The organism is Paenibacillus sp. FSL R7-0652, assembly GCF_038595045.1.
GTDB lineage: Bacteria > Bacillota > Bacilli > Paenibacillales > Paenibacillaceae > Paenibacillus.
On sequence record NZ_CP152001.1, the window covers coordinates 4,162,904 to 4,183,710 of the forward strand.

Below are 20,807 nucleotides of genomic sequence, written 5' to 3' on the forward strand. Positions count from 1 at the left end.
AACAGGCACAAAAAAGCACCGCTGTATGCGATGCTCTCCAATCACTTCCCGCTAGTCACGGGAAACAAAATATTTGTTGGTCATGTAATATGCGTCGCCACGTGACGTTTCTACCATTCCTTTTTTTGCATCCAGGAATACGATCTCTTTACATTTCGTGCAGTACCATTTGGTACGTTTATAAGGAGATTCCGTGACGTAAGCTGTGCCGCATTTACAATCAATCTTCATCAATAGCTCGGTGGATTTATAAGCACTGGACAAACGTTCCAGGTTATCCTGCTGCTGTGTAGGCATAATCGTCTGCTGATAATCAGACAGATGATTTTGAACCTTAAAGTCGGCAACCAGGCCTGCGTTTAATCCAAAAAACTCTTTGCCGATTTCAGTTACAAAGCGCTTCTCATTTCTATAACAATCGAGCCACTCAACAATCTGCTTATTAGACAGTGGAACCGTACCCTTGATACCGCTATTTAAGGTGTAGGTCATGATGTATAAAGTATCGTCTTGTCTTCCTGAGTACATTAGAATCCTCCTTCGAATACATTTGCTAATGTACTACAAAAACGCGCATAAATCAAAATAATGTTGTTTCTGAGCGCATTTCTTCTTATTAAATGGGGAACATGCCTCTATTGGCTGTCGAAGACTTACAAGAACTGCATACATCTGTAACATTTCCCTCTGAAGTCGCCTCGTGCAATATGCTTCATACATCTTATTGTAAATGGGTCAGTAGTACCTCCTCTCCTCATTAGGAGTGTAGTCCGATAGCTTCACTACGCTTTACTGCTGTCAAAATCGTCGTAAGAAGCCCTGTCATTTCATGTTAGCTTCACTGTTTCCTGTTCGCCTGCCTTGTCGTCGTTTTTTAATCCTTGGCTTGAACCATTGTGCCACCTGTTATGTATACGATTCCAAGTTGTGCGTGTGCATCTCATATTTTTATTCGACGTTTTGAGTGTTTTTCCTGTTATAATCTCAGTACATATTAAAAAAAACCGACAGTGCCCGCCTTCTCTTCACAAGAGAAACAGCTGCTGCGTCGGTTTTTCTACGGAACTTATTTATAAAATGTACCCAGTACGTCCAAGTTAGATGAACGTTCGATGCGAAACGGGTAAATGAATCCCTGCTTCATTTTGGCAAACTTTCGCTCCCAAAGGTCTAATCCGGATGTAAACTTATACGCTTGATAAATAAATTTGGAACAATAGTTTTGTTCTATACTAAGAAGATTCGTTTGCAAACGATAAAACCTCACCTGTTCGTAATTCTCCTGAACCCACTCCGCTGCCCGAGTTCCGACCTGACGGAGTTTGGTGCGAAATACGATAAAGCGGTCTCCCTCATAAAAACGCGTAAGATACCAGTCGAGCGTATCGGCAAAAACCGGTCCGTAAGGGTGCACATGATACACTTTGCCATCCAGACCGACAATGCCCATATGCCCGGCATAATACGTGGATTCCGAACTTGGTGTATATAAAATGTCCCCTGGTTCAAGCTTCATTGACTTTAATGTGCTGAGAGGCATGTCCTGCTGCTGTCTTTTCACTGCTGCCCGCTGGCGACGCCCTTCCACCAATAGACGGTGCAGTGCTCCAGCAGTGGCAAGATACACCGCGGACCATTTAATACGTTTTTTATTTACTTTTTTAAACCAGTGCTGCACCAACATAACCTTTTGCGGCCGGGGTGGTGAACTTTTTTTCATAATACCGCACTCCACTCTTGTCCTATTGTAATCCGGTTCGAGAGTCGTCTGACTGCCATACCGCTCAGCAGTGAAAGCTGTTTTAGATCACGGATGCTTGTTATAGATCTTGATTATAATCGGTTTACAGCTGCCCTTCAATTCAGAGCCTGTTCTATCTTGTGCAGTTCTACCATCTTCATACCCGTAAAATGCAAAAAAATAACCTCGGAAAAATTCCGAAGTTATCCTGCTCTATAATCATTACTCCTCCACAACGCCAAGCGCTTTGTTTTTCTCTTTGAAGCGGCTGTTATGAGAAGATACATATGCCACTTTCTCGGCCTCCGGGTCCATATACAGCTTGGCACTATTAACAGCAAGTGCAGCATCTGTAAACGTACCTGCGATCAGATACAGCTTACTTCCATAATCCACAAAATCACCTGCAGCAAAAACACCTGGAATATTGGTCTGCAGCCTATCCGTTGTGCTGACATGCCATTCACCCAGATCTAGTCCCCAATCACGGATCGGACCAAAATCACTCTTCATGCCATGATTAACGATAACTGCGTCGACTTCAAGCATCTTGGTCTCTCCAGTCTCCATGTGTGTGATGGTTACCTGTTCGATCATATCACCGCTCAAACTGTGCAGCTTCTCAATTGCATAAGGAGTTCGTACGTCGACCGAAGATTCCTTCATACGCAGCACGTTCCGCTCCAGCCCGCCGAAGTGATCCCGTCGATGCACTACCGTTACCTGCTGGGCCAGACTCTCCAGTTCGTTTGCCCAGTCTACAGCTGAATCTCCTCCACCAGAAATCAGAACTCGTTTGCCCCGGAAAGGCTCCAGCTCCTGCACCGTGTAGTGCAAATTCGACACTTCATAACGATCTGCTCCATCAAGCTCCAGCTTGGCCATCTTATAAATACCGTATCCGATAGCCATAATAACCGTTCGAGTCCAGTGCTGTTCACCGCCAGCAGCTGTTAACAGAATCGTTCCGTCAGCTTGACGCTCGAACCCTTCGATTTGCTGCCCGAACACCAGCGTGGGATCGAACGTGCGAGCCTGCTGTTCAAGCTGCTTAATCAGATCTTCACAGAGGATTGGAGTCACGCCACCGACATCCCAGATCATTTTCTCTGGATAAAACAGCATTCGTCCTCCTAGTCTGTCGCGTGCCTCAATCAATTTGGTTTTCATATCCCGCATACCGCTATAAAAAGCAGAGTACATGCCCGCAGGGCCGCCTCCGATTATCGTTACATCATAAAGCTCCAATTCTGGTTTCATCTCTACAGGACCTCCATCCATTCGAATCAAAATGTTGATTTTTGTGATATTGATTCTCATTATCGTTTAAGTTTAATGGAAATCTGTTGAAATTACAATGCATATTTATAAACGTTCATAAATACTCTTTTAATGACATTCTTTCATGAATTAGTGGACTTTTGGAGCAGCTAACAGTTTATCTACAACAAAATCGAGTTGTTTATTGATTGAATATACATCTGAATAATAGAAAAAATCAAAATCAATCTCGATCAGCCGACCTTCTTTTACTGCCGGGATGCTGCGCCATATAGGGTTGTTCGTCAGATTGTCTGCCCCTTTATAAACTGAGCGAAACACATAGTCACCTATATATTCAGGAAGTACTTCCATAGAAATCGTAGAACCTGCCGCTTCTGAAATTACATCAATTTTATCTTGTACCACCTCAGGAGCTTTCATTTCCAGATACTCATATACTACCTGAGAACCACGGCCAAACTGCTTACTTTCCACAACGACCATGCTCTTCAAACCACCTTCGATAATAGAAATGGTTTTATCCAATATACCTGCGTCTGCAAGTTTTTTCTTCCCATCTTCCACCTTGCTGTTCAGGTTGTTAATCAAGATTTCAGCTTCCTTTTCTTTGCCAAAGATGCTGGCTATGCTGTGAAGCCGTTCTTCTGTTGTCATTTTCTCATATGGAATATACACCGTAGGTGCGATATTTTTCAAAGTGTCATATGTTTCTTCCGACGGAACAATAATCAGGTCTGGATTAAGGTCAATGATCGCTTCAGGGTTTGGTTCGAACCAGGTTCCGAGTGAATCCACACCTTCAAGCTCACCCTTGTAAGCAGCCCCATCATATACATCTGATGTAGCGATTGGCTTAACCCCGAGTGCAACCACATCCCCCTGGAGATACAGCACAACAACCCGTTCCGGATTAGCTGGAACAATCACATCACCTTTTATTGTTGAGATAGTACGTGTTTCATTATCTTTGTTTACTTGACTTCCCGTCTCTGAAGTTACTGCCTGATTACTGTTATTGGAATTCGTACTCGTTCCTGCACCGGCAGATTGATTAGCTGCCGTCCCCGAAGAACAGGCCGCAAGAAGCATCGTTAAACTTAACAATGCAATCATGATCATGCTGGAACTTGTTTTTTTTCTTTTCATCGATGTAAACCCTCCGTCTTTATATTGATAATGATTATCATAATCAATATAGCTCGACTTCAAGTTCCAGCCAATGGACGATTCGGATAAATGCAATGGACGATCTTCAGCTCGTCCTTCTTCCCTCATCTTCTTTTGATATAGACTTGGAGACATGCCTACATATTTCTTGAAAATACGGCTGAAGTAGTACACGTCCGAATAACCAACCTCTGCTGCGATAGAAGCGAGCTTTGCATCAGAGCGCACGAGTAATTCCCTAGCCCTTCCGATTCGTGTCTGAATTAAGTAATCGATGGGACTATAACCCGTCTTTCTTTTAAATCGCATGGATAAATGACGAGAGCTGTAATTAAATTGCTCTGCTAGCAAATCAAGTGTAACCTGCTCTCTGTAATGATTCTGGATGTAACGAATGGTTTGTTTTACAGGGTCCGCAAGTTCTGTTTGAACCTCCTGTGCAGACAGTTGAACCATCAACTCATGAATGAACTGATAAAACAAACTTTTAGTATGAAGCAGATTTAAATGGCTTGACTGCGCCCATGCTTTCTCCATCTCACTAAGATATCGTAACAGCCCCAGTGGATTACTCGGTGTAAATCCATACTGCAAGGAGAACGGTGCAGCCTGGGGCTGTGCCAATAACATTTTTTTTCGAAAACGAGGAAAGGCAAGGAATGCTCTGTAATAAAGCAGAATATATTCAAAATCTGCATTCGCTTGGATATCCAGTGAAGATCCTTTCGCTCCATGAAGCATGTAAAATGGCTCCGCCTGGTATGCTTGTCCATCTAATTGAAGTTGAGCGGATCCCCGAATCGTATATATAAATCCATTTGCCGGAAGTAAATAGGAACTCAGTTGTGCTCCTCTCTCCATAACGATTCGACGGATATCCAGAACCTTAACTGCGGCTTGATTCCAGCATTTCATCTGTTCGTCTAATTGCATCAAATACTCTCCAATCCTATCTCACTCTATAGAGTTTACAAGCTCATCATTCTCCCAAATTGATAAAAAATGTGAGTAATAACGGTTCACTACAGTATACCAATTATAAGTGATAATAATTTTCATTATCAACTGAAATTTAGAGTGGAATTGATTCTACCTAGAGGGAAAGACAAAATTTGATTGAATCGTATTCGATAACGATGCTGAAACAGCCGCACTCAAAATGAACGGGGAGATTACCCAGGGTATACACTCTATTGTAAAAATAAGCAATCGGATATTTAATCTTATCCGCATTTTATATCGTTTATTCTTTTCCCGAAATCTCTGTAAACCAAGCAGCCAGCTCCTCTGTTTGATCTAATGTTGCAATCGGGTCAAAATACCATGAACGATCCTGGCTCCATATAAATACACGATCGTTCTTAACTGCATCCAGAGAACTCCAGACTGCTTTGTTTTTTAAATCTTCCAGCGTTAGGTCATCTGCCGTTAGAATAATGTAGTCTCCAGCAAATTCCGGGATCGCTTCTGCTGAAACTTCTACCAGTTGCTCCTTCATTAAAATCTCTTTTTTATCAGGAGGGGGATTCAAACCAAGTGCGCTATAAACGGCCTGACCTCCGCGACCAAAATTATCACCAAAGGCTAATGGAGCTTTTTCATTGAACTGCATCACCGACACTTCGGCAGATGCATCGATTGCTTCACTGACACGCTTCTTGGCATCTGCAATTCTAGCATCATAATTAGCTAACCAGGCTTTGGATTCTTCTTTTTTATTCAGCACTTCACCGAAATAGGTGATTTCTTCGTGAGTGTTTTTGAATTCTCCATAAGGAATAACAAGGGTAGGTGCTATTTTGCTAAACGAGTCATATAATTCAGGATTGCCTGTCACAATCAAATCGGGTTCAAGTTCTAACACTTTTTCAAGAGAAATCGTTTCATATTCCCCAATATTTTGAACACCTTCAAGCGAATCAATAAAATAAGGATTCTTGAGATTTAATTCGGGTGTACCCACTGGCTTGATTCCCAAAGCAATAAGGCTTCCCAAATACAGATCAACCACAATCCGTTTAGGTTCATCTGGGATGGTGATACTCCCCTTCATCGTTGAAACCGTGCGTACTTTAGATGTCTTGCTTTGGTTCTCCGCTGTTACTTTGGTCTGGGAACCATTGCTTCCTGATGGTTCTCCCCCGATACTATTGGCGCCACTTGCTGAGCAGGCACTGACCAATAAAGTAAGAATTAGAAGCATACTAAGCAACATTCCGGTTCTTGTTTGTCTGTTCATATGAATGAATCCTCCATGTTTATATTGATAATGATTATCATCATCACCATAAACATACTTCCTACCTGTACCTTTGGAAATATCATTTCCAGACAAGGTTGATGTCAAATCTGGCCAATGCAGAGGAATGGAGGATTTTTTCTTGAATTGCATAGGAGAAAGCCCTGTATGTTTCTTGAACATACGTCCTAAATAATAACCATCCGGATAACCAATCCCTGCCGCAATTTCATCCAGTGTGGCGTCGGTTTCCAGCAGCATCTCTTTGGCTTTGAATAAACGAAACTGGATAAGGTAATCGATGGGACTGGTACCAACCGACTGCTTAAACTTGCGTGACAAACTTCTTGGACTGGTGTTTACCATTTCTGCCAAAGCATGAAGCGTGAGTGGCTGTGTGTAAGAAGATTCTATAATTTTCATGATTTTGTTGGCCTGTTCCTTAGCACTCCGATTGTGTTTTGATCCAGAAGAAATCTGTGATAATATCTGCTCCACAAAGGAAAAGAACAAACTTTTGGCCTGAAAATGTTGATCCATTTTTTTTGAATTCCACAAAATATGCATCTGTTTCAACTGCTCATATAACATGGTTGGCTTGTCTGGTGAAAGGCCAAAATTCATCTGAAACGGATTGGTACGATCCATTATCTTTTGCAGATAATCTCTTCCCGCTCTAGGCAGTTCGGCCCTATACATCAAGTAATACAATCGTAAGCCGGCTTCTCCTGCTTGAATAACCAATTCACTCCCCTTTCCCCCATGGAGAACATAAATCCGATTCACTTCATAATTCACATTATCAATTATCACTCCAGCATTACCCTGAAAAGTGAGAATAAAGGTATGTGATGGAAATTTATATTTCATCTCTTCATACGCTCTAAATTCCACATAACGAATATCTGCTATATTCACTGCGGCATAATTCCAGAGTATATAATATTCATTCCACATGATACTAACCCTACTCCTTTTATATAGATTATATCTTTGCTTCCCTTCTTTTTTTGATAATCATTAATAATCATTATCAATTAATATGTTAATTTGTGCAATAGAAACTGTTGTTGTAATTGAGTACTCAAAATCGATTTGTAATTGGATAAGGTGACGGGGGAGTGATTTCGAGATGTCTCATTGGATATTAGTTCCTTGAACACTAAAAAACACTTAAGCTCCAACAGTAAGAAACAGATAAACATCATCTTATATACCTACACAGAGATGATCCTGTCTTGTATGTATACTTATATCCTCTCCGCCAATCTTAGCTTAGCGGTTTATAGCGTAAGTTTCATAATAACTAGGTAACTTTTTGAACTTTCATGTCATTCGAACAGATAATGCTGCCGTTGATGGATTTACAGCTTTTTTTCACACCTGCAGCTTCATGTACAATTTGATTGATGTTACCATACCGTTGATAGAGATTGGTCACTACAGCAATTGATACAGATACCAAAGGAATAGGTCTGTTCAATCCAGATCGACCTTCGCCTATCACATACTGGTTGCTCCAGTCCTGTTCGTTGTAGAAGCTCTGCTTCAACTTCTCAAACCGGGAAATCACCTCTTCACAGACCTGTTTGTACTGGTGATGGTTCAAAATCACGATAAAATCATCGCCACCAATATGGCCTAGAAAACCTTCCGATACACCAAAATGCTCACGCAGTAAACCGGCTGTGGCCTGTATAAGGTCGTCTCCCATTTTGAATCCGTAACTATCGTTATATGATTTGAACTGATCCAGGTCAATGTAGAGAACACTGAACTGGTCCTGCTGAAGTACCTGAACTAATCGATCATCAATAATTCGATTACCGGGAAGTCCAGTTAGCGGATTCATAAAGCTGGCCATTTCAGCTCGAACATCTGCAACTGCCAGAAGCAGCCGCCGGATACTTACCGCTCCGTGGAATCGTTCCCCAGATGTTACCAGAACCAGATCATACAGGTCAGCCTCCTCGCGCTTCATCGCTGCGACACTTACATCTGTAATCTGTTCCGAGTAATCCACGACCAGAGCATTCACGTTCATAAGCAGCTTTACAGGGCGCCCCATATACAGGTTGTAACCGTATTGTGTACCGATCTGTTGAAAGAACCGGGTTCGCATCATTAATGATATGCCTTTTTTTCCTGTAACCGCTGCACCTTCCAGATTCGGATTTGATGTAAACAGCTGATATAAGGCATCACACTTGGTTTCAGGCAGTACGACTGGAATCGGTTCAGCAATTTCACCTATTTGAGTAAACACAACCATCAACTCCTCGCCTCATCATCAACCCTGTCACTTTTGATCTATCTGTGGACACATCGTACCACTTTCTACCTAAAAAAGCGTTAACGTTAGGTAAATTTTTATAAAAGAATACCAATACCACACTCGAACTTGCACAATTCCATGTAAATAGTCACGATATCTAAAAACGACTTTGATGTTATCCGATTATGGTCGGTGTACATATATTGCATTTTTGCTAATTAAAATCAAAACGCACCCCTCCTTGATCGTCTATAGACGAATGAATGGAGAAGTGCGCTTTTTATACTTTATTCCTGATCCTTTCAGCTCACCTTATGCTCAATTCTGAGCTTGTCAGCGACCATCGCGATGAATTCGCTATTTGTCGGCTTGGACTTGCTGATGTTGATCGTGTAGCCAAACAGGTGGCTGATGCTGTCGATGTTGCCGCGTGTCCATGCCACTTCAATCGCGTGACGGATGGCACGTTCGACGCGGGACGGCGTCGTTTTGAATTTTTCGGCAATGGCCGGATACAGCGTTTTGGTGATCGCTCCCAAAATTTCGATATTGTTGTAGACCATCGTAATCGCTTCACGCAAATACTGATATCCTTTAATATGCGCAGGAACTCCGATTTCATGTATGATTGACGTGATGCTGGCATCCAGATTTTTGTGTTTACCCATCGGTACGACATTGGATTTGTTCATAAACATCGAGGAAGAGGACGAGCCGCTGCTTGTTGACATTGTCGTTTGCGTGCCCACAAGCTGACGTACGCGGTTCGCCAGAACTTCCATGTCAAACGGCTTCAAAATGTAGTAGGAAGCTCCGAGCTGCACGGCACGCTGTGTGATGTTTTCCTGACCGAAAGCGGTGAGCATAATCACTTTCGGCTGCGGAGACAGATTCAGGCTGCGCAGGCGCTCCAGCACACCGAGTCCATCCAGATGAGGCATGATAATGTCCAGAATGAGCACATCCGGTACATCCCGAGTTTGTTCCAGCAGCTGCAGTACTTCTTCACCATTGTATGCAATACCGGTTACTTCCATATCTTCCTGCTCGGATATATATTCGGCAAGCAAATTCGTAAATTCACGGTTATCATCGGCCAGCAGTACCTCAATTTTTTGCAAAACGGTATCCTCCTTTTATTTGAACCTCGTCTTTTACAATTTCGTACATTTCCTTACACGTTAAATTTTCGACACGCCAAGTGAAATTCCTTCTGTCGAAAATTATTTTTCTTTATTTTTTTTTCTTGATCCTTTATAATAAATATTTTATTTCAACAACCGATATAATATGTTTACTTTCGACAAAAAAACCTTAAAGCTGTTTATCCAGCCTTAAGGTTTTTCGCTTGGTTTTTTCTCATCATAACACCGGCATCCTGAAGCATCCACTCAATAAAGCATCCATAACCGGATTTCGGATCATTTACAAACACATGTGTTACCGCTCCAATTAACTTGCCATCTTGGACGATAGGGCTGCCGCTCATGCCTTGGACAATGCCGCCCGTTTTATCGATCAGCTTGGGATCAGTAATACGTAGTACGAGTCCTTTCGTTGCTGGCTCCGATTGATCGGCAACATGTACAATATCAATGGAGAAACGTTCTACCTGCTGCCCATCCACCACAGTCAGAATTTCAGCGGGACCTTCCTTCACCTCGTGTGAAAAAGCGACGGGGATGCCCTGTGAATACAGACTGTGTTCGGGATTTTGAGACATTTTACCGAAGATGCCGAATGCTGTATTACGTTCGATATTACCTAGAATTTTGCTTTCTTTAAGAAAATGAGCTCTTTTTTCACCGGGATCACCCGTTTCACTTTTTGAAATGGAGGTCACGTTAGACTGCACGATCTGTCCGCTGCCCACAACGATAGACGTTTGTGTATTCATATCCGTAATAACATGTCCTAACGCCCCATATACCCCTTGATCAGGTGCATAGAAGGTGAGAGTGCCTACACCCGCTGCTGAATCACGAATGTAAAGACCAAGTCTCCAGGCTTTGTCTTCCGCATCATACGCTGGAGTCAGCTTGGTCTTGATCGTTTCGCTGCCGCGCTTCAACACAACATGAATACTTTGATTACGTTTACCAGCAAGTTCAACGGCTTCAGCCACGCCAGCTACACCATCCAGACGTTTGCCATCCATATGAGTAATCAAGTCACCTAGTTTGATACCCGCGGCTTCGCCTGGTGATTTTCGCTCATCCGGATTGGAGCGCACGAGATGATGTCCGACAACGAGGATGCCTGCAGATTTAACTTTGACGCCAATCGTTTGACCCCCGGGAACAACACGCAGATCAGGAATTACGTTCACATTGACCGTTTTAACAGGGATCTTACCCCATAATTTCAAGGTCAGTTTGGCATGTCCTGTCTGCTGAGGATGAAGATGCAGAGGCTGCTGCCGAGTAACCTTCAACGCGGATTGATGATCCAATCCAACGATATCGGGTCTATCAACAACTGCACTTGAAGCTGCAGGTACTGCCAGCCTTACGTCTGCCTGCCTGCCCGCAAACACCTGAACTTCATCAGGCAGGGAAGCATAACTTTGCATCGGCTGAATGACCTGACTGAGTACACATAGAAAGAAGGCAAATAAAAGACCTAGCATTTTTTTCCTGAGGGGGGAATTCAATGGCTGTCACACTCCCTTTGCTTCTTTCGCTTGACGAAAGGTGGTCGCCAATTGCGTACCTATAAGATAACCCTGCCCCCAGGCTTTTATTACTGTCAAACATTACGCCAGTCGTTCGTTTCACCCTTTTTTGGCTTCCGCCAGATTCAGCATTTCCTGCGCATGATGCAGTGTTTTTTCTGTAATTTCCACACCACCGAGCATACGTGCCAATTCTTTCACTCGCCCTTGCTCAGACAGCGATTCAACTTGAGTCATCGTACGCCCGTCATAAACATGCTTTTCAATCAGGTACTGATGATCTGCCATGCAGGCCACTTGAGGAAGATGTGTTATGGAGAAAACCTGGCATGTTGAAGACAAACGATGAAGCTTCTCCGCAATGGATTGGGCTGCCCGGCCGCTGACCCCTGTATCCACCTCGTCAAAAATCAATACCGGAATTCGGTCATGACGAGCAAAAATGCTCTTCATTGCCAGCATAATTCTAGACAATTCACCACCGGAAGCGATTTTGCCCAGTGGACGAAGAGGTTCTCCAGGATTCGGTGAAATCAGGAATTCTGCATTGTCAGCCCCCTGACGGCTGAATCGAATGCGGCGTCCATTCCATTCAATGCCCTTCGGATCTTCAGCAGGTACAATCTGAACACGGAGTGAAGTCCGTTCCATCTGCAGATCCTTAAGTTCACTCTCCACCTGAGCAGCCAGCTCTTCGGCGCACTGCTTGCGCACTCTGCTCAGTTCCTCAGCTGACTCCATCACGAGCAGCAGCAGTTTATCACGTTCCGAACGAAGCTTTTCCAAACGTTCATCCTTGTTTTCGAGCTGGTCCGTTTCGTGACTGATCTGTTCGTAGTAATTTAAAATGTGTTCAACACTGTCTCCGTATTTGCGTTTCAGTCCAGAGATCAAGTTCAATCGCTGTTCCACTTCCTCCAGCCGGCCCGGATTAAATTCGATCCGTTCCCGGTAGTCTCGAAGCTGAAACGCTGCATCCTCCAATTGATAAAAGGCAGACTGCAGCTGCTCTACAATCGGCTGTAATCCTTTGCTGTCATAACCAGAAATATCTTCAATTCGGGATAGAGCTATGCTAACCGCTTCCAATCCTCGCTGTCCATTCAGCAGTTCATAAGCACCAGCAACGCTGTCCATCATTTTCTCACTATGGGATAGTTTGACCCGTTCTTCGCCGAGTAATTCATCTTCACCGCGGGCAAGACTGGCCGCAGCGATTTCCTCAAGCTGAAAGCGATACATATCCAGCAGCTGGTAAGCCCGCTGGCTTGACTCTTGGAGCGCTCGCAATTCTTTCTCGGCAGCGATAAATTTGCTGTAACGCTCTTGATATCTCGCTTTAACCGGGCCGATAAATTCAGAGCCGTACGTATCCAGCAGCCCGAGATGGCTTTCTGCACGCAGCAGACTCTGGTGCTCATGCTGACCATGAATATTGATCAGCTTCTCCCCAACTTCACGCAGCATCGTCAAATTAACAAGCTGCCCGTTAATACGGGACGTACTTTTTCCCTGTATGTTCAATTCGCGCCGGATGACAAGATGCTCCTCGGGCTCACAATGAATACCGAGCTGTTCCAGTGTGCTCCATACCGGATGACTGGGTTCCATCTCAAACAGCGCTTCCATCTCTGCCTTGTCGCATCCATATCTGATCAGATCGGCTGAACTCCGGCCACCCGCAATCAAACCAAGAGCATCTATAATAATGGATTTACCTGCACCGGTTTCCCCGGATAAAACATGAAATCCCGGATGAAAGACAACATCCACTTCCTCCACCACGGCCAGATTGCGAATCGATAATGTAACTAACATCTGCAAAAACACCTCCGGCTGATTTAAGCAATGTATCCCATGATCCGCTCGATGACAGTAACGCTGTTATCTTCTGTGCGGCAGATAATAAGGATGGTATCATCCCCACAGATCGTACCCATCACTTCGGTCCATTCAATATTATCAAGCAGTGCTGCAATGGAGTTTGCTGTTCCCGGCAAACATTTCATAACCACGAGATTGTTTGTATGATCAATGTGCAGAAAATTGTCCACCAAGGCACGCTTGAGTTTTTGAATCGGATTGTAGCGCTGGTCTGTCGGCAGCGAATATTTATATCGCCCATCATCCATCGGAATCTTGATTAACAGGAGCTCTTTAATATCACGAGATACCGTGGCCTGTGTCACCTGAAAACCCGATTGACGCAGCGCTTCCACCAGATCATCCTGAGTTTCAATTTCGTTTTGGCTTATAATTTCACGAATCTTAATATGTCGTTGTCCTTTCATACATGCCTCCAATAAAATGTTATTGCAATTAAGCGGGATTTTCACCGCAATGCTGTCCCACACCTGTCTCATGCTTAATATATATTAGTCCAGATCCTCTCCATCATACACTTCTTCCTGATAATCCATGAGTCTGATTACAATAATATCGGAATGTTCAATGTCTACATACAGCAGCCCTTCACATCCTGGATACAATAAAAGGTAAGGGAGCAGACGATCTCTCACGGCAGGTCCACTCAGTTCGAGCGGCTGTCTGCGACGCGATGTTTTGACTAAATATCTGGCTTCCTCACGCTCCGCAACATAATCAATAAATAACCTGCTGTATAATACGGACTCATTCGCCTCAAAGGCAAGAGGTACTTTCATTTTACCACCGATCACGTCATATCCATTCGCTTCAAGTAAAATCAAGGCAGGCGAATCTTGTATATTCTCATTGAGCTGCAGTTCTGCCAGACTTACGGGGATGGGGCGATTCAACCAGTTTCGCAGTCCGATAAACAACCATACGATCAAACAGACAGCAAATACACCAATTACAATGGTGTCATATTGACCATTCATCACTGCTCACCTCGATGACATATTCGAGATCGAACAACCGTTTTCCTTTATCCCAAAACATCATCTTTCAAGCGAAAAGAAACCCATCCTATGATGAGTTTCCGGTAAACGTATGTGAAGCTTCCTTCGCCACCTGCTCTGCAAGTGCATCAAGTGAAGACTTGTCCTGCTCTGGTTGTGCGGCCTCTGGTGCTTCCAGACGCCAGTGTGCAAGAAATTCAATGTTACCCTCTCCACCTGTAATCGGTGAGAATGTCAAACCTTTCAGGTTCAAACCAAGCTGACACCCGAAGTGAAGCATCATCTGCAGCACATCCTTGTGCACCTTTGGATCACGGACGACGCCTGATTTACCCACTTTATCCCGACCAGCTTCGAATTGCGGTTTGATTAAAGCCACAATATCTGCAGGCTGCTGCAGCAGAGCTAACAGCGGCGGTAGAATAATTCGCAGCGAAATAAAGGAGACGTCAATACTCGCAAAGTTAGGCACAGGACCGCTCAGATCCTCAGGTGTGACGTATCGGAAATTTGTGCGTTCCATAACGGTGACCCGCTCATCATTACGCAATGACCAGTCCAACTGGTTATATCCGACGTCAATGGCGTACACGTGGGATGCACCATGCTGTAGAGCACAGTCTGTAAAACCGCCAGTGGATGATCCTATATCCAGCATGACAAGTTTATTCATATCGAGTCCGAAGTGACGAATCGCTTTTTCGAGCTTTAGTCCGCCTCGGCCTACATAAGGATGAACCGAACCTTTCACTTTCAGTTCGGCGTCCCTGGGAATTTTCATGCCTGCTTTTTCAATAGGCTCATTGTTGGCATACACCAGTCCAGCCATGATTGCGGCCTTTGCCTTCTCACGGCTCTCGTAGTAGCCCTGTTCCACCAGCAGCACATCAATTCGTTCTTTCGGGAGTGACATGTCTTTCTCCTATCCGCTGATAATTCATTACGTTGATTCCTCTATTAGGAAGGGAAACGTGTTTTGGACATTCCGTATGAAGATTGAACGGCCATTTTGCGCAGTTCAGCACATACATTCTCCACCGTAAGTCCAACTTCCTCACGCTGTTCCTTGATGCTGCCATGCTCGATAAAGCGATCCGGAATGCCCATCAGATGCACTTGAACATCATGCATTCCCTGTTCAGCATAAAATTCCAATACCGCACTTCCCATACTGCCTGCTTGGGATGTCTCCTCCAGCACAATCAGCTTCGTGCCCCGAACTGCCAGATCACGCAGCATTTGTTCATCCAGCGGTTTGAGGAAACGCGCATTGATTACACCAGCATTCATTCCTTCTCGTTTCACCGTATCTGCAGCTTCCTCAGCCAACTGCACCATTGACCCTGAGGCAATAATGGCATAACCCTCTGCTGGTCGCAGTTGTTCCCAAGAGCCGATCGGAATAGGGACCAGTACATCATCCAAAGGCACACCAACCACATTGTTACGCGGGTAACGGTAGGCAATAGGCCCTTCGTTATAATCAAGCGCCGTTTTCATCATATGACGCAGTTCATTCTCATCTTTTGGCATCATCAGTACAATATTCGGAATGTGACGCATAAACGCGACATCGTATACCCCTTGATGAGTCTCTCCGTCGGGGCCAACGAACCCTGCACGATCGATTGCAAATATCACATTTGCATTATGACGACAGATGTCATGAACGATTTGGTCATATGCACGCTGCATAAACGTGGAGTATACAGCGTAGACCGGTTTCAGCCCCTCCATTGCCAGCGCGGCACACATGGTGGCTGCATGCTGTTCAGCAATACCTACATCAATCATACGGTCCGGAAACTCCTTGCTGAAGGGAATAAGCCCCGAGCCCGTAGGCATCGCAGGTGTTACAGCAACGATGCGCTGGTCCTCTTTGGCGAGTTCAATGAGTGTCTGACCAAACACTTCCGTGTACATCGGTTTTCCGACGGCTTTCAGCACCTGACCTGATTCAATTTTATAGGGTGAAATGCCATGCCACTTATGGGAATCGGCTTCAGCAGGTTGGTAACCTTTGCCCTTCGTTGTAAGCACGTGAACCATTACAGGTCCATCTACATTGTCAGCCTGTTTGAACGCTTCAATCAGCTGTGGTATATCATGCCCATCAATAGGACCCAAGTACGTGAAGCCCAGTTCTTCAAAAAGCACTCCTGGAACCATCATATATTTGACGCTGTCCTTAATCCAGCTCGCCGACTTCGCCAGACGGTCGCCAATAGCCGGAATTTTTTTGAGAATCCCTTCTACATCATCTTTTGCTTTCAGATAATGACGATCTGAACGAATTTTACTCAAATATTTGTGCATGGCTCCCACATTGGGAGCGATGGACATTTCATTGTCATTCAAAATAACCATCAGTTTGCGCTGCTCATGACCGATATGGTTAAGTGCCTCAAATGCCATACCACCTGTAAGTGCTCCATCACCAATAATGGCAATGACTTGGTTCTCTTCCCCTTTAAGGTCACGAGCCAGAGCCATTCCCATGGCAGCTGACAATGAAGTGCTGCTGTGTCCGGCTTCCCATACGTCATGTTCACTTTCGTTCCGTTTGACAAATCCGCATAATCCGTTCTGTTGACGCAGCGTATCAAAACGATCCATGCGCCCTGTCAAAACTTTATGCACATATGCCTGATGCCCTACATCAAAAATCATTTTATCTGTTGGACTATTGTAGCAGTAGTGCAGGGCCACCGTGAGCTCAACCACTCCTAAGTTTGGTGCAAGATGTCCGCCCGTAACGGACAGCTTCTCAATGAGAAACTGCCGGATTTCTGCCGACAAAAGGACAAGATCATCCTGGGACATCACCTTTAGATCACTGGGTTGTTTAATTTGTGGAAGCAGCACGAGAATCTCCCCGCTTTCCTAGAATGTTTGTTTATTGAACATTTATCATTTAGTATGCGTAATTGATGGAATAACATTGAACCATTATACCATAAATCAACAAGAATCATAATTTACAGCCTGCCGAACCTGATTACGAATGATTCGCTTCAAGTATATATTCCAACGACTCTGTATTATGTATTCCTGAATTATTGCATAAGTCTTTGTTAATGGGCATCAGAAGGCCATTACATTCATTACACTGTCAGTTTCACTTTGAATCACCCGGTAGATGTTAATGATCACGACTCATCAGGTAATCTGCAATCTCCAATAACCGGGAAGCATCTGGCAGTTGTGCTCGTTCAAGCGCATCTTTAGCGGATTGCGTGAGTGTCTTCACCTCGGCAGCCGAAGCTTCCATGCCGATAAAGTAAGGGTAAGTTACCTTCTGCTGATTCACATCACTTTGCGTTTTTTTGCCCATCTTCTGCTCGTCGCCCGTCAGGTCCAAGATATCATCCTGAATCTGGAACGCCAGTCCCAGATCACGCCCAAATACCCGAAGCGCCTCCAGCTGTCCTTCTGACGCTCCGCCGATACGTGCCCCTGCAAGCAGGGAGAAGACAATCAAATCACCTGTTTTATGCAGATGAATGTATTGGAGCTGAGATAAATCGGTCATGCCCTGCTCGCCTTCCATATCGGCAACCTGACCACCTACCATGCCTCTTGCTCCCGCAAGCTCAGCCAAATCTTCAACAATAGCTAACAACGCTTCAGCGCGTATTCCGTTTTGACGTCCCGCTTGCACGATGCTGTAAAAAGCATGGGTCAGCAGCGCATCACCCGCAAGGATGGCTGTCGCTTCACCATAAACTTTGTGATTCGTTAATTTTCCCCTGCGATAATCATCATTATCCATAGCAGGCAGGTCGTCGTGGATCAAGGAGTATGTATGAACCATCTCCACGGCGCAGGCTGCCGGCATCGCAGCTTTACGCTCCGCACCGAAGGCTTCCGCCGCAGCAACGACCAGAAGCGGACGAAGGCGCTTGCCTCCGGCCATTAAAGAATACTGCATCGCTTCCGTCAGTGAACGAGGCACATCCCAGTGCTCTGGCAGAATGTGCTTCAACGCTTCAGTAATTTCACCTGTAATCTCCTGAAGATAGGCTTCGAACGAAGGACGGTTACTCATGAATCTCACCGCTCTCTTCCTCTGCCGTGCCAAAAGGCTTCTTGCGAAGCTCTCCATCTTCTTCTACGATCATCTCGATCTTGCGTTCCACTTGTTCCAGCTTCAGGCCGCATAACTGGGAGAGCTTCATGCCGCGCTGAAACAAATCAATCGCCTGCTCCAGAGGTACATCTCCATGCTCAAGCTGTCCTACGATGTCTTCCAATGCCGCCATTGCCTCTTCAAAATTCAGTTCCGGTTCATTCGCCATGGATGTTGTTATCCTCCTTCATTCCCCAGACCTGACAGTCGAGCTGTCCGTCCGCTAATTTGATCTTGACTGAATCTCCTGGCTGCACATCTTTTAACGATTTGATCAAACGCTGCTCCTGCTCGTCATACACAAGACTATAACCACGAGACATCACCTTTAGCGGACTAAGCGCATCAAGGTGCCGCACAAGTGACTTCCACTGCTGCTGCTTGCTGCGTGTAATCGAACGGATTGCGAGTTCAAGCTGTCTGCGAGCTGCTGCATTGTCCCGGTGAGCGGTATTCACCTGGTCACGAGGGTTAAAGCGCTGCAGGGCGGCACGGAGCCTTTCCTGCTTTTCCCCCGTCCATTTCATCCGCGTATCCACACTTCGCTGCAGGCGCTGCTGGAGCATATCCAGGCGCTCTGTATGCTGCATCAGCGTTCTGCGTGGATGCACAAGGACTGGAGAGCGCTGCAGACGAGCCAGCCGTTCACGATGATAGACTGCACGCTGCCGCAGGCTGTTCTGCAGCTGACGCTGTCTTTGCCCGATCTGTTCCAATAATTCAGCACGATTCGGTACAGCAAGTTCCGCAGCCGCCGTCGGCGTGGCAGCACGTAAATCCGCAGCAAAGTCTGCAATGGTAAAATCTGTTTCATGTCCGACCGCAGAGATCACCGGAATGGTCGAAGCCGCAATGGCACGGGCTACGATCTCTTCATTAAAAGCCCAAAGCTCTTCCAATGACCCGCCGCCCCGGCCTACAATCATCACATCTGCTTCACCCATAGCGTTCAGGTTCCCTATCGCTTTCACAATGGAGGGAGCTGCCCCTTTCCCCTGAACAAGTACCGGATATAACACAACTCTGGCCGACGGATACCTCCGCTGCAGCGTAATCATAATGTCACGAACGGCAGCTCCGGTAGGAGAAGTGACAACACCGATCGTATGTGGATATCGCGGAATAGGTCTCTTACGCGCTGGGGAGAACAACCCTTCGTCCTCCAGTTTCTTTTTCAGCTGTTCATAAGCGAGATACAGACTGCCTATCCCATCCGGCTGCATATGTGTCGCATAAAATTGATACTGCCCGTCCCGCTCATACACCGACACATTCCCACGCGCGATAACCCTCGCACCCTCTTTCGGTACAAAGGGCAAACGCTGATTATGGGACGCAAACATGATGGATTTGATTCGGCTGTCTTTATCCTTTAACGTAAAATACATGTGTCCGCTGGAGTGATGCGTGAAATTGGAAATCTCTCCGCGCAGCCAGACGTCCGACAGAACCTGATCCGATTCCAGCTTCATTCGGATATATCGATTCAGGTCTTTAATAGAGTATATTTTCTGATCTGCCACAGACAAAACCCTAGGCCAATCCGTGAGCGCGCTTAGCCGCGATCAGAGTGTTCTGCATCAGCATGGTAATCGTCATCGGGCCTACGCCGCCGGGAACAGGTGTAATTGGTCCGGAGACCTCTTTTACACTTTCAAAATCCACATCACCTGCGAGTTTACCGTTATCCAGACGATTCATCCCGACATCAATGACAACCGCACCCGGTTTTACGTATGAAGCATCCACAAAGTTGGCACGCCCGATTGCCACAACTAGAATATCTGCCTGACGCGTAATTTCTTTCATATTAGCTGTACGAGAATGGCACATGGTCACCGTTGCATTTTCACGCTGAAGCAGCAGGGATACCGGTTTGCCCACAATGTTACTGCGACCGATAACTACCGCATGTTTACCGGACATCTCCAGCCCCGTGCGTTTGATCAATTCAATGACACCCGCAGGAGTACAAGGCAGCAGGCTGTCATCTCCAATTACAAGGTTTCCTACATTAACAGGATGAAATCCATCCACATCTTTCTCAACAGCAATCGCATCAATGACCGCTTTCTCTTCAATGTGACTTGGGAGCGGAAGCTGCACCAGAATACCATGAATGGATTTTTGATTGTTCAGCTTGTCCACCAAAGCAAGCAGATCAGCCTGAGACGTATCCGCATCCAAACGATGCACTTCGGAATAGAAACCGAGGTCATGACATGCTTTTTCCTTATTACGCACATAAACTTGAGAAGCCGGGTCCTCGCCGACGAGCACAACAGCCAGACCAGGTGTTACGCCCTGTTCGCCAAGCTGTTTTACTTCTGCGGTCATGCTTGCGCGGAGCTCTTGGGATACTTCTTTACCGTTAATAATAGATGCTGTCATTGGACTCTCTCTCCCTTATATGAAC

At 45.3% G+C, this 20,807-nt stretch carries 17 protein-coding genes; all 17 read right to left on the reverse strand.

Annotation, left to right across the window (positions count from 1 at the left end):
- Nucleotides 1–51 precede the first annotated feature (51 nt).
- The 17 genes from MKY97_RS18480 to folD all read right to left on the reverse strand — a co-directional run bounded on the left by MKY97_RS18480 (nucleotide 52) and on the right by folD (nucleotide 20,782).
- The gene (locus tag MKY97_RS18480; protein WP_095290460.1) at nucleotides 52–528 is read right to left on the reverse strand and encodes a hypothetical protein; all 477 of its coding nucleotides are present in this window, start codon (nucleotides 526–528) and stop codon (nucleotides 52–54) included.
- A 538-nt stretch (nucleotides 529–1,066) separates the two neighbouring features.
- Nucleotides 1,067–1,720 (reverse strand): hypothetical protein, encoded by a 654-nt coding sequence (locus MKY97_RS18485; protein WP_342551779.1) that lies wholly within the window; start codon nucleotides 1,718–1,720, stop codon nucleotides 1,067–1,069.
- Nucleotides 1,721–1,963: 243 nt separating this feature from the next.
- Nucleotides 1,964–3,001, reverse strand: coding sequence for an NAD(P)/FAD-dependent oxidoreductase (locus MKY97_RS18490; protein ID WP_342551780.1), 1,038 nt, complete (start codon nucleotides 2,999–3,001; stop codon nucleotides 1,964–1,966).
- A 150-nt stretch (nucleotides 3,002–3,151) separates the two neighbouring features.
- Nucleotides 3,152–5,125 carry an AraC family transcriptional regulator gene (locus MKY97_RS18495; RefSeq protein WP_342551781.1) on the reverse strand — a complete coding sequence of 658 codons (1,974 nt, stop codon included), beginning with the start codon at nucleotides 5,123–5,125 and terminating at the stop codon, nucleotides 3,152–3,154.
- Between the two features lie 310 nt (nucleotides 5,126–5,435).
- Nucleotides 5,436–7,388 carry an AraC family transcriptional regulator gene (locus MKY97_RS18500; protein WP_342551782.1) on the reverse strand — a complete coding sequence of 651 codons (1,953 nt, stop codon included), beginning with the start codon at nucleotides 7,386–7,388 and terminating at the stop codon, nucleotides 5,436–5,438.
- Between the two features lie 349 nt (nucleotides 7,389–7,737).
- A complete protein-coding gene (locus MKY97_RS18505; RefSeq protein ID WP_342556382.1) occupies nucleotides 7,738–8,703 on the reverse strand; it encodes a GGDEF domain-containing protein in 966 nt (321 codons plus the stop codon).
- Between the two features lie 305 nt (nucleotides 8,704–9,008).
- Nucleotides 9,009–9,827, reverse strand: coding sequence for a sporulation transcription factor Spo0A (gene spo0A / locus MKY97_RS18510; protein WP_342551783.1), 819 nt, complete (start codon nucleotides 9,825–9,827; stop codon nucleotides 9,009–9,011).
- Between the two features lie 203 nt (nucleotides 9,828–10,030).
- Nucleotides 10,031–11,359: a SpoIVB peptidase gene (spoIVB, locus tag MKY97_RS18515; RefSeq protein WP_342551784.1), complete on the reverse strand. Its 1,329-nt coding sequence runs from the start codon at nucleotides 11,357–11,359 to the stop codon at nucleotides 10,031–10,033.
- Between the two features lie 120 nt (nucleotides 11,360–11,479).
- Nucleotides 11,480–13,198, reverse strand: a complete 1,719-nt coding sequence (gene recN / locus MKY97_RS18520; protein ID WP_342551785.1) for a DNA repair protein RecN — start codon at nucleotides 13,196–13,198, stop codon at nucleotides 11,480–11,482.
- Between the two features lie 23 nt (nucleotides 13,199–13,221).
- Nucleotides 13,222–13,671, reverse strand: a complete 450-nt coding sequence (argR, locus tag MKY97_RS18525) for a transcriptional regulator ArgR (RefSeq protein ID WP_110895260.1) — start codon at nucleotides 13,669–13,671, stop codon at nucleotides 13,222–13,224.
- Nucleotides 13,672–13,755: 84 nt separating this feature from the next.
- Nucleotides 13,756–14,241, reverse strand: coding sequence for a hypothetical protein (locus tag MKY97_RS18530; protein WP_342551786.1), 486 nt, complete (start codon nucleotides 14,239–14,241; stop codon nucleotides 13,756–13,758).
- Nucleotides 14,242–14,329: 88 nt separating this feature from the next.
- Complete coding sequence (locus MKY97_RS18535; protein WP_342551787.1) at nucleotides 14,330–15,175, reverse strand: TlyA family RNA methyltransferase; 846 nt, start codon at nucleotides 15,173–15,175, stop codon at nucleotides 14,330–14,332.
- Nucleotides 15,176–15,219: 44 nt separating this feature from the next.
- The gene (gene dxs / locus MKY97_RS18540) at nucleotides 15,220–17,127 is read right to left on the reverse strand and encodes a 1-deoxy-D-xylulose-5-phosphate synthase (RefSeq protein WP_342551788.1); all 1,908 of its coding nucleotides are present in this window, start codon (nucleotides 17,125–17,127) and stop codon (nucleotides 15,220–15,222) included.
- A gap of 277 nt (nucleotides 17,128–17,404) precedes the next feature.
- Nucleotides 17,405–18,310, reverse strand: a complete 906-nt coding sequence (locus MKY97_RS18545) for a polyprenyl synthetase family protein (RefSeq protein ID WP_342556383.1) — start codon at nucleotides 18,308–18,310, stop codon at nucleotides 17,405–17,407.
- Nucleotides 18,303–18,560, reverse strand: coding sequence for an exodeoxyribonuclease VII small subunit (gene xseB, locus MKY97_RS18550; RefSeq protein WP_342551789.1), 258 nt, complete (start codon nucleotides 18,558–18,560; stop codon nucleotides 18,303–18,305). Before xseB ends, MKY97_RS18545 begins: the two co-directional genes overlap by 8 nt.
- Nucleotides 18,550–19,914 (reverse strand): exodeoxyribonuclease VII large subunit, encoded by a 1,365-nt coding sequence (gene xseA / locus MKY97_RS18555; protein WP_342551790.1) that lies wholly within the window; start codon nucleotides 19,912–19,914, stop codon nucleotides 18,550–18,552. The genes xseB and xseA overlap by 11 nt, the downstream gene beginning before the upstream one ends.
- 10 nt (nucleotides 19,915–19,924) lie before the next feature.
- Nucleotides 19,925–20,782, reverse strand: coding sequence for a bifunctional methylenetetrahydrofolate dehydrogenase/methenyltetrahydrofolate cyclohydrolase FolD (gene folD / locus MKY97_RS18560; RefSeq protein WP_342551791.1), 858 nt, complete (start codon nucleotides 20,780–20,782; stop codon nucleotides 19,925–19,927).
- Nucleotides 20,783–20,807 lie beyond the last annotated feature (25 nt).

Excerpts from the sequence above, each read along its gene's own strand:
- xseB (WP_342551789.1), bottom strand. The coding sequence starts at position 18,560 with ATGGCGAATGAACCGGAACTGAATTTTGAAGAGGCAATGGCGGCATTG.
- folD (WP_342551791.1), bottom strand. The coding sequence starts at position 20,782 with ATGACAGCATCTATTATTAACGGTAAAGAAGTATCCCAAGAGCTCCGC.
- MKY97_RS18505 (WP_342556382.1), bottom strand. The coding sequence starts at position 8,703 with ATGGTTGTGTTTACTCAAATAGGTGAAATTGCTGAACCGATTCCAGTC.
- MKY97_RS18545 (WP_342556383.1), bottom strand. The coding sequence starts at position 18,310 with ATGAGTAACCGTCCTTCGTTCGAAGCCTATCTTCAGGAGATTACAGGT.
- MKY97_RS18485 (WP_342551779.1), bottom strand. The coding sequence starts at position 1,720 with ATGAAAAAAAGTTCACCACCCCGGCCGCAAAAGGTTATGTTGGTGCAG.
- MKY97_RS18530 (WP_342551786.1), bottom strand. The coding sequence starts at position 14,241 with ATGAATGGTCAATATGACACCATTGTAATTGGTGTATTTGCTGTCTGT.
- MKY97_RS18535 (WP_342551787.1), bottom strand. The coding sequence starts at position 15,175 with ATGTCACTCCCGAAAGAACGAATTGATGTGCTGCTGGTGGAACAGGGC.
- recN (WP_342551785.1), bottom strand. The coding sequence starts at position 13,198 with ATGTTAGTTACATTATCGATTCGCAATCTGGCCGTGGTGGAGGAAGTG.
- argR (WP_110895260.1), bottom strand. The coding sequence starts at position 13,671 with ATGAAAGGACAACGACATATTAAGATTCGTGAAATTATAAGCCAAAAC.
- MKY97_RS18490 (WP_342551780.1), bottom strand. The coding sequence starts at position 3,001 with ATGAAACCAGAATTGGAGCTTTATGATGTAACGATAATCGGAGGCGGC.
- MKY97_RS18500 (WP_342551782.1), bottom strand. The coding sequence starts at position 7,388 with ATGTGGAATGAATATTATATACTCTGGAATTATGCCGCAGTGAATATA.
- MKY97_RS18480 (WP_095290460.1), bottom strand. The coding sequence starts at position 528 with ATGTACTCAGGAAGACAAGACGATACTTTATACATCATGACCTACACC.
- MKY97_RS18495 (WP_342551781.1), bottom strand. The coding sequence starts at position 5,125 with ATGCAATTAGACGAACAGATGAAATGCTGGAATCAAGCCGCAGTTAAG.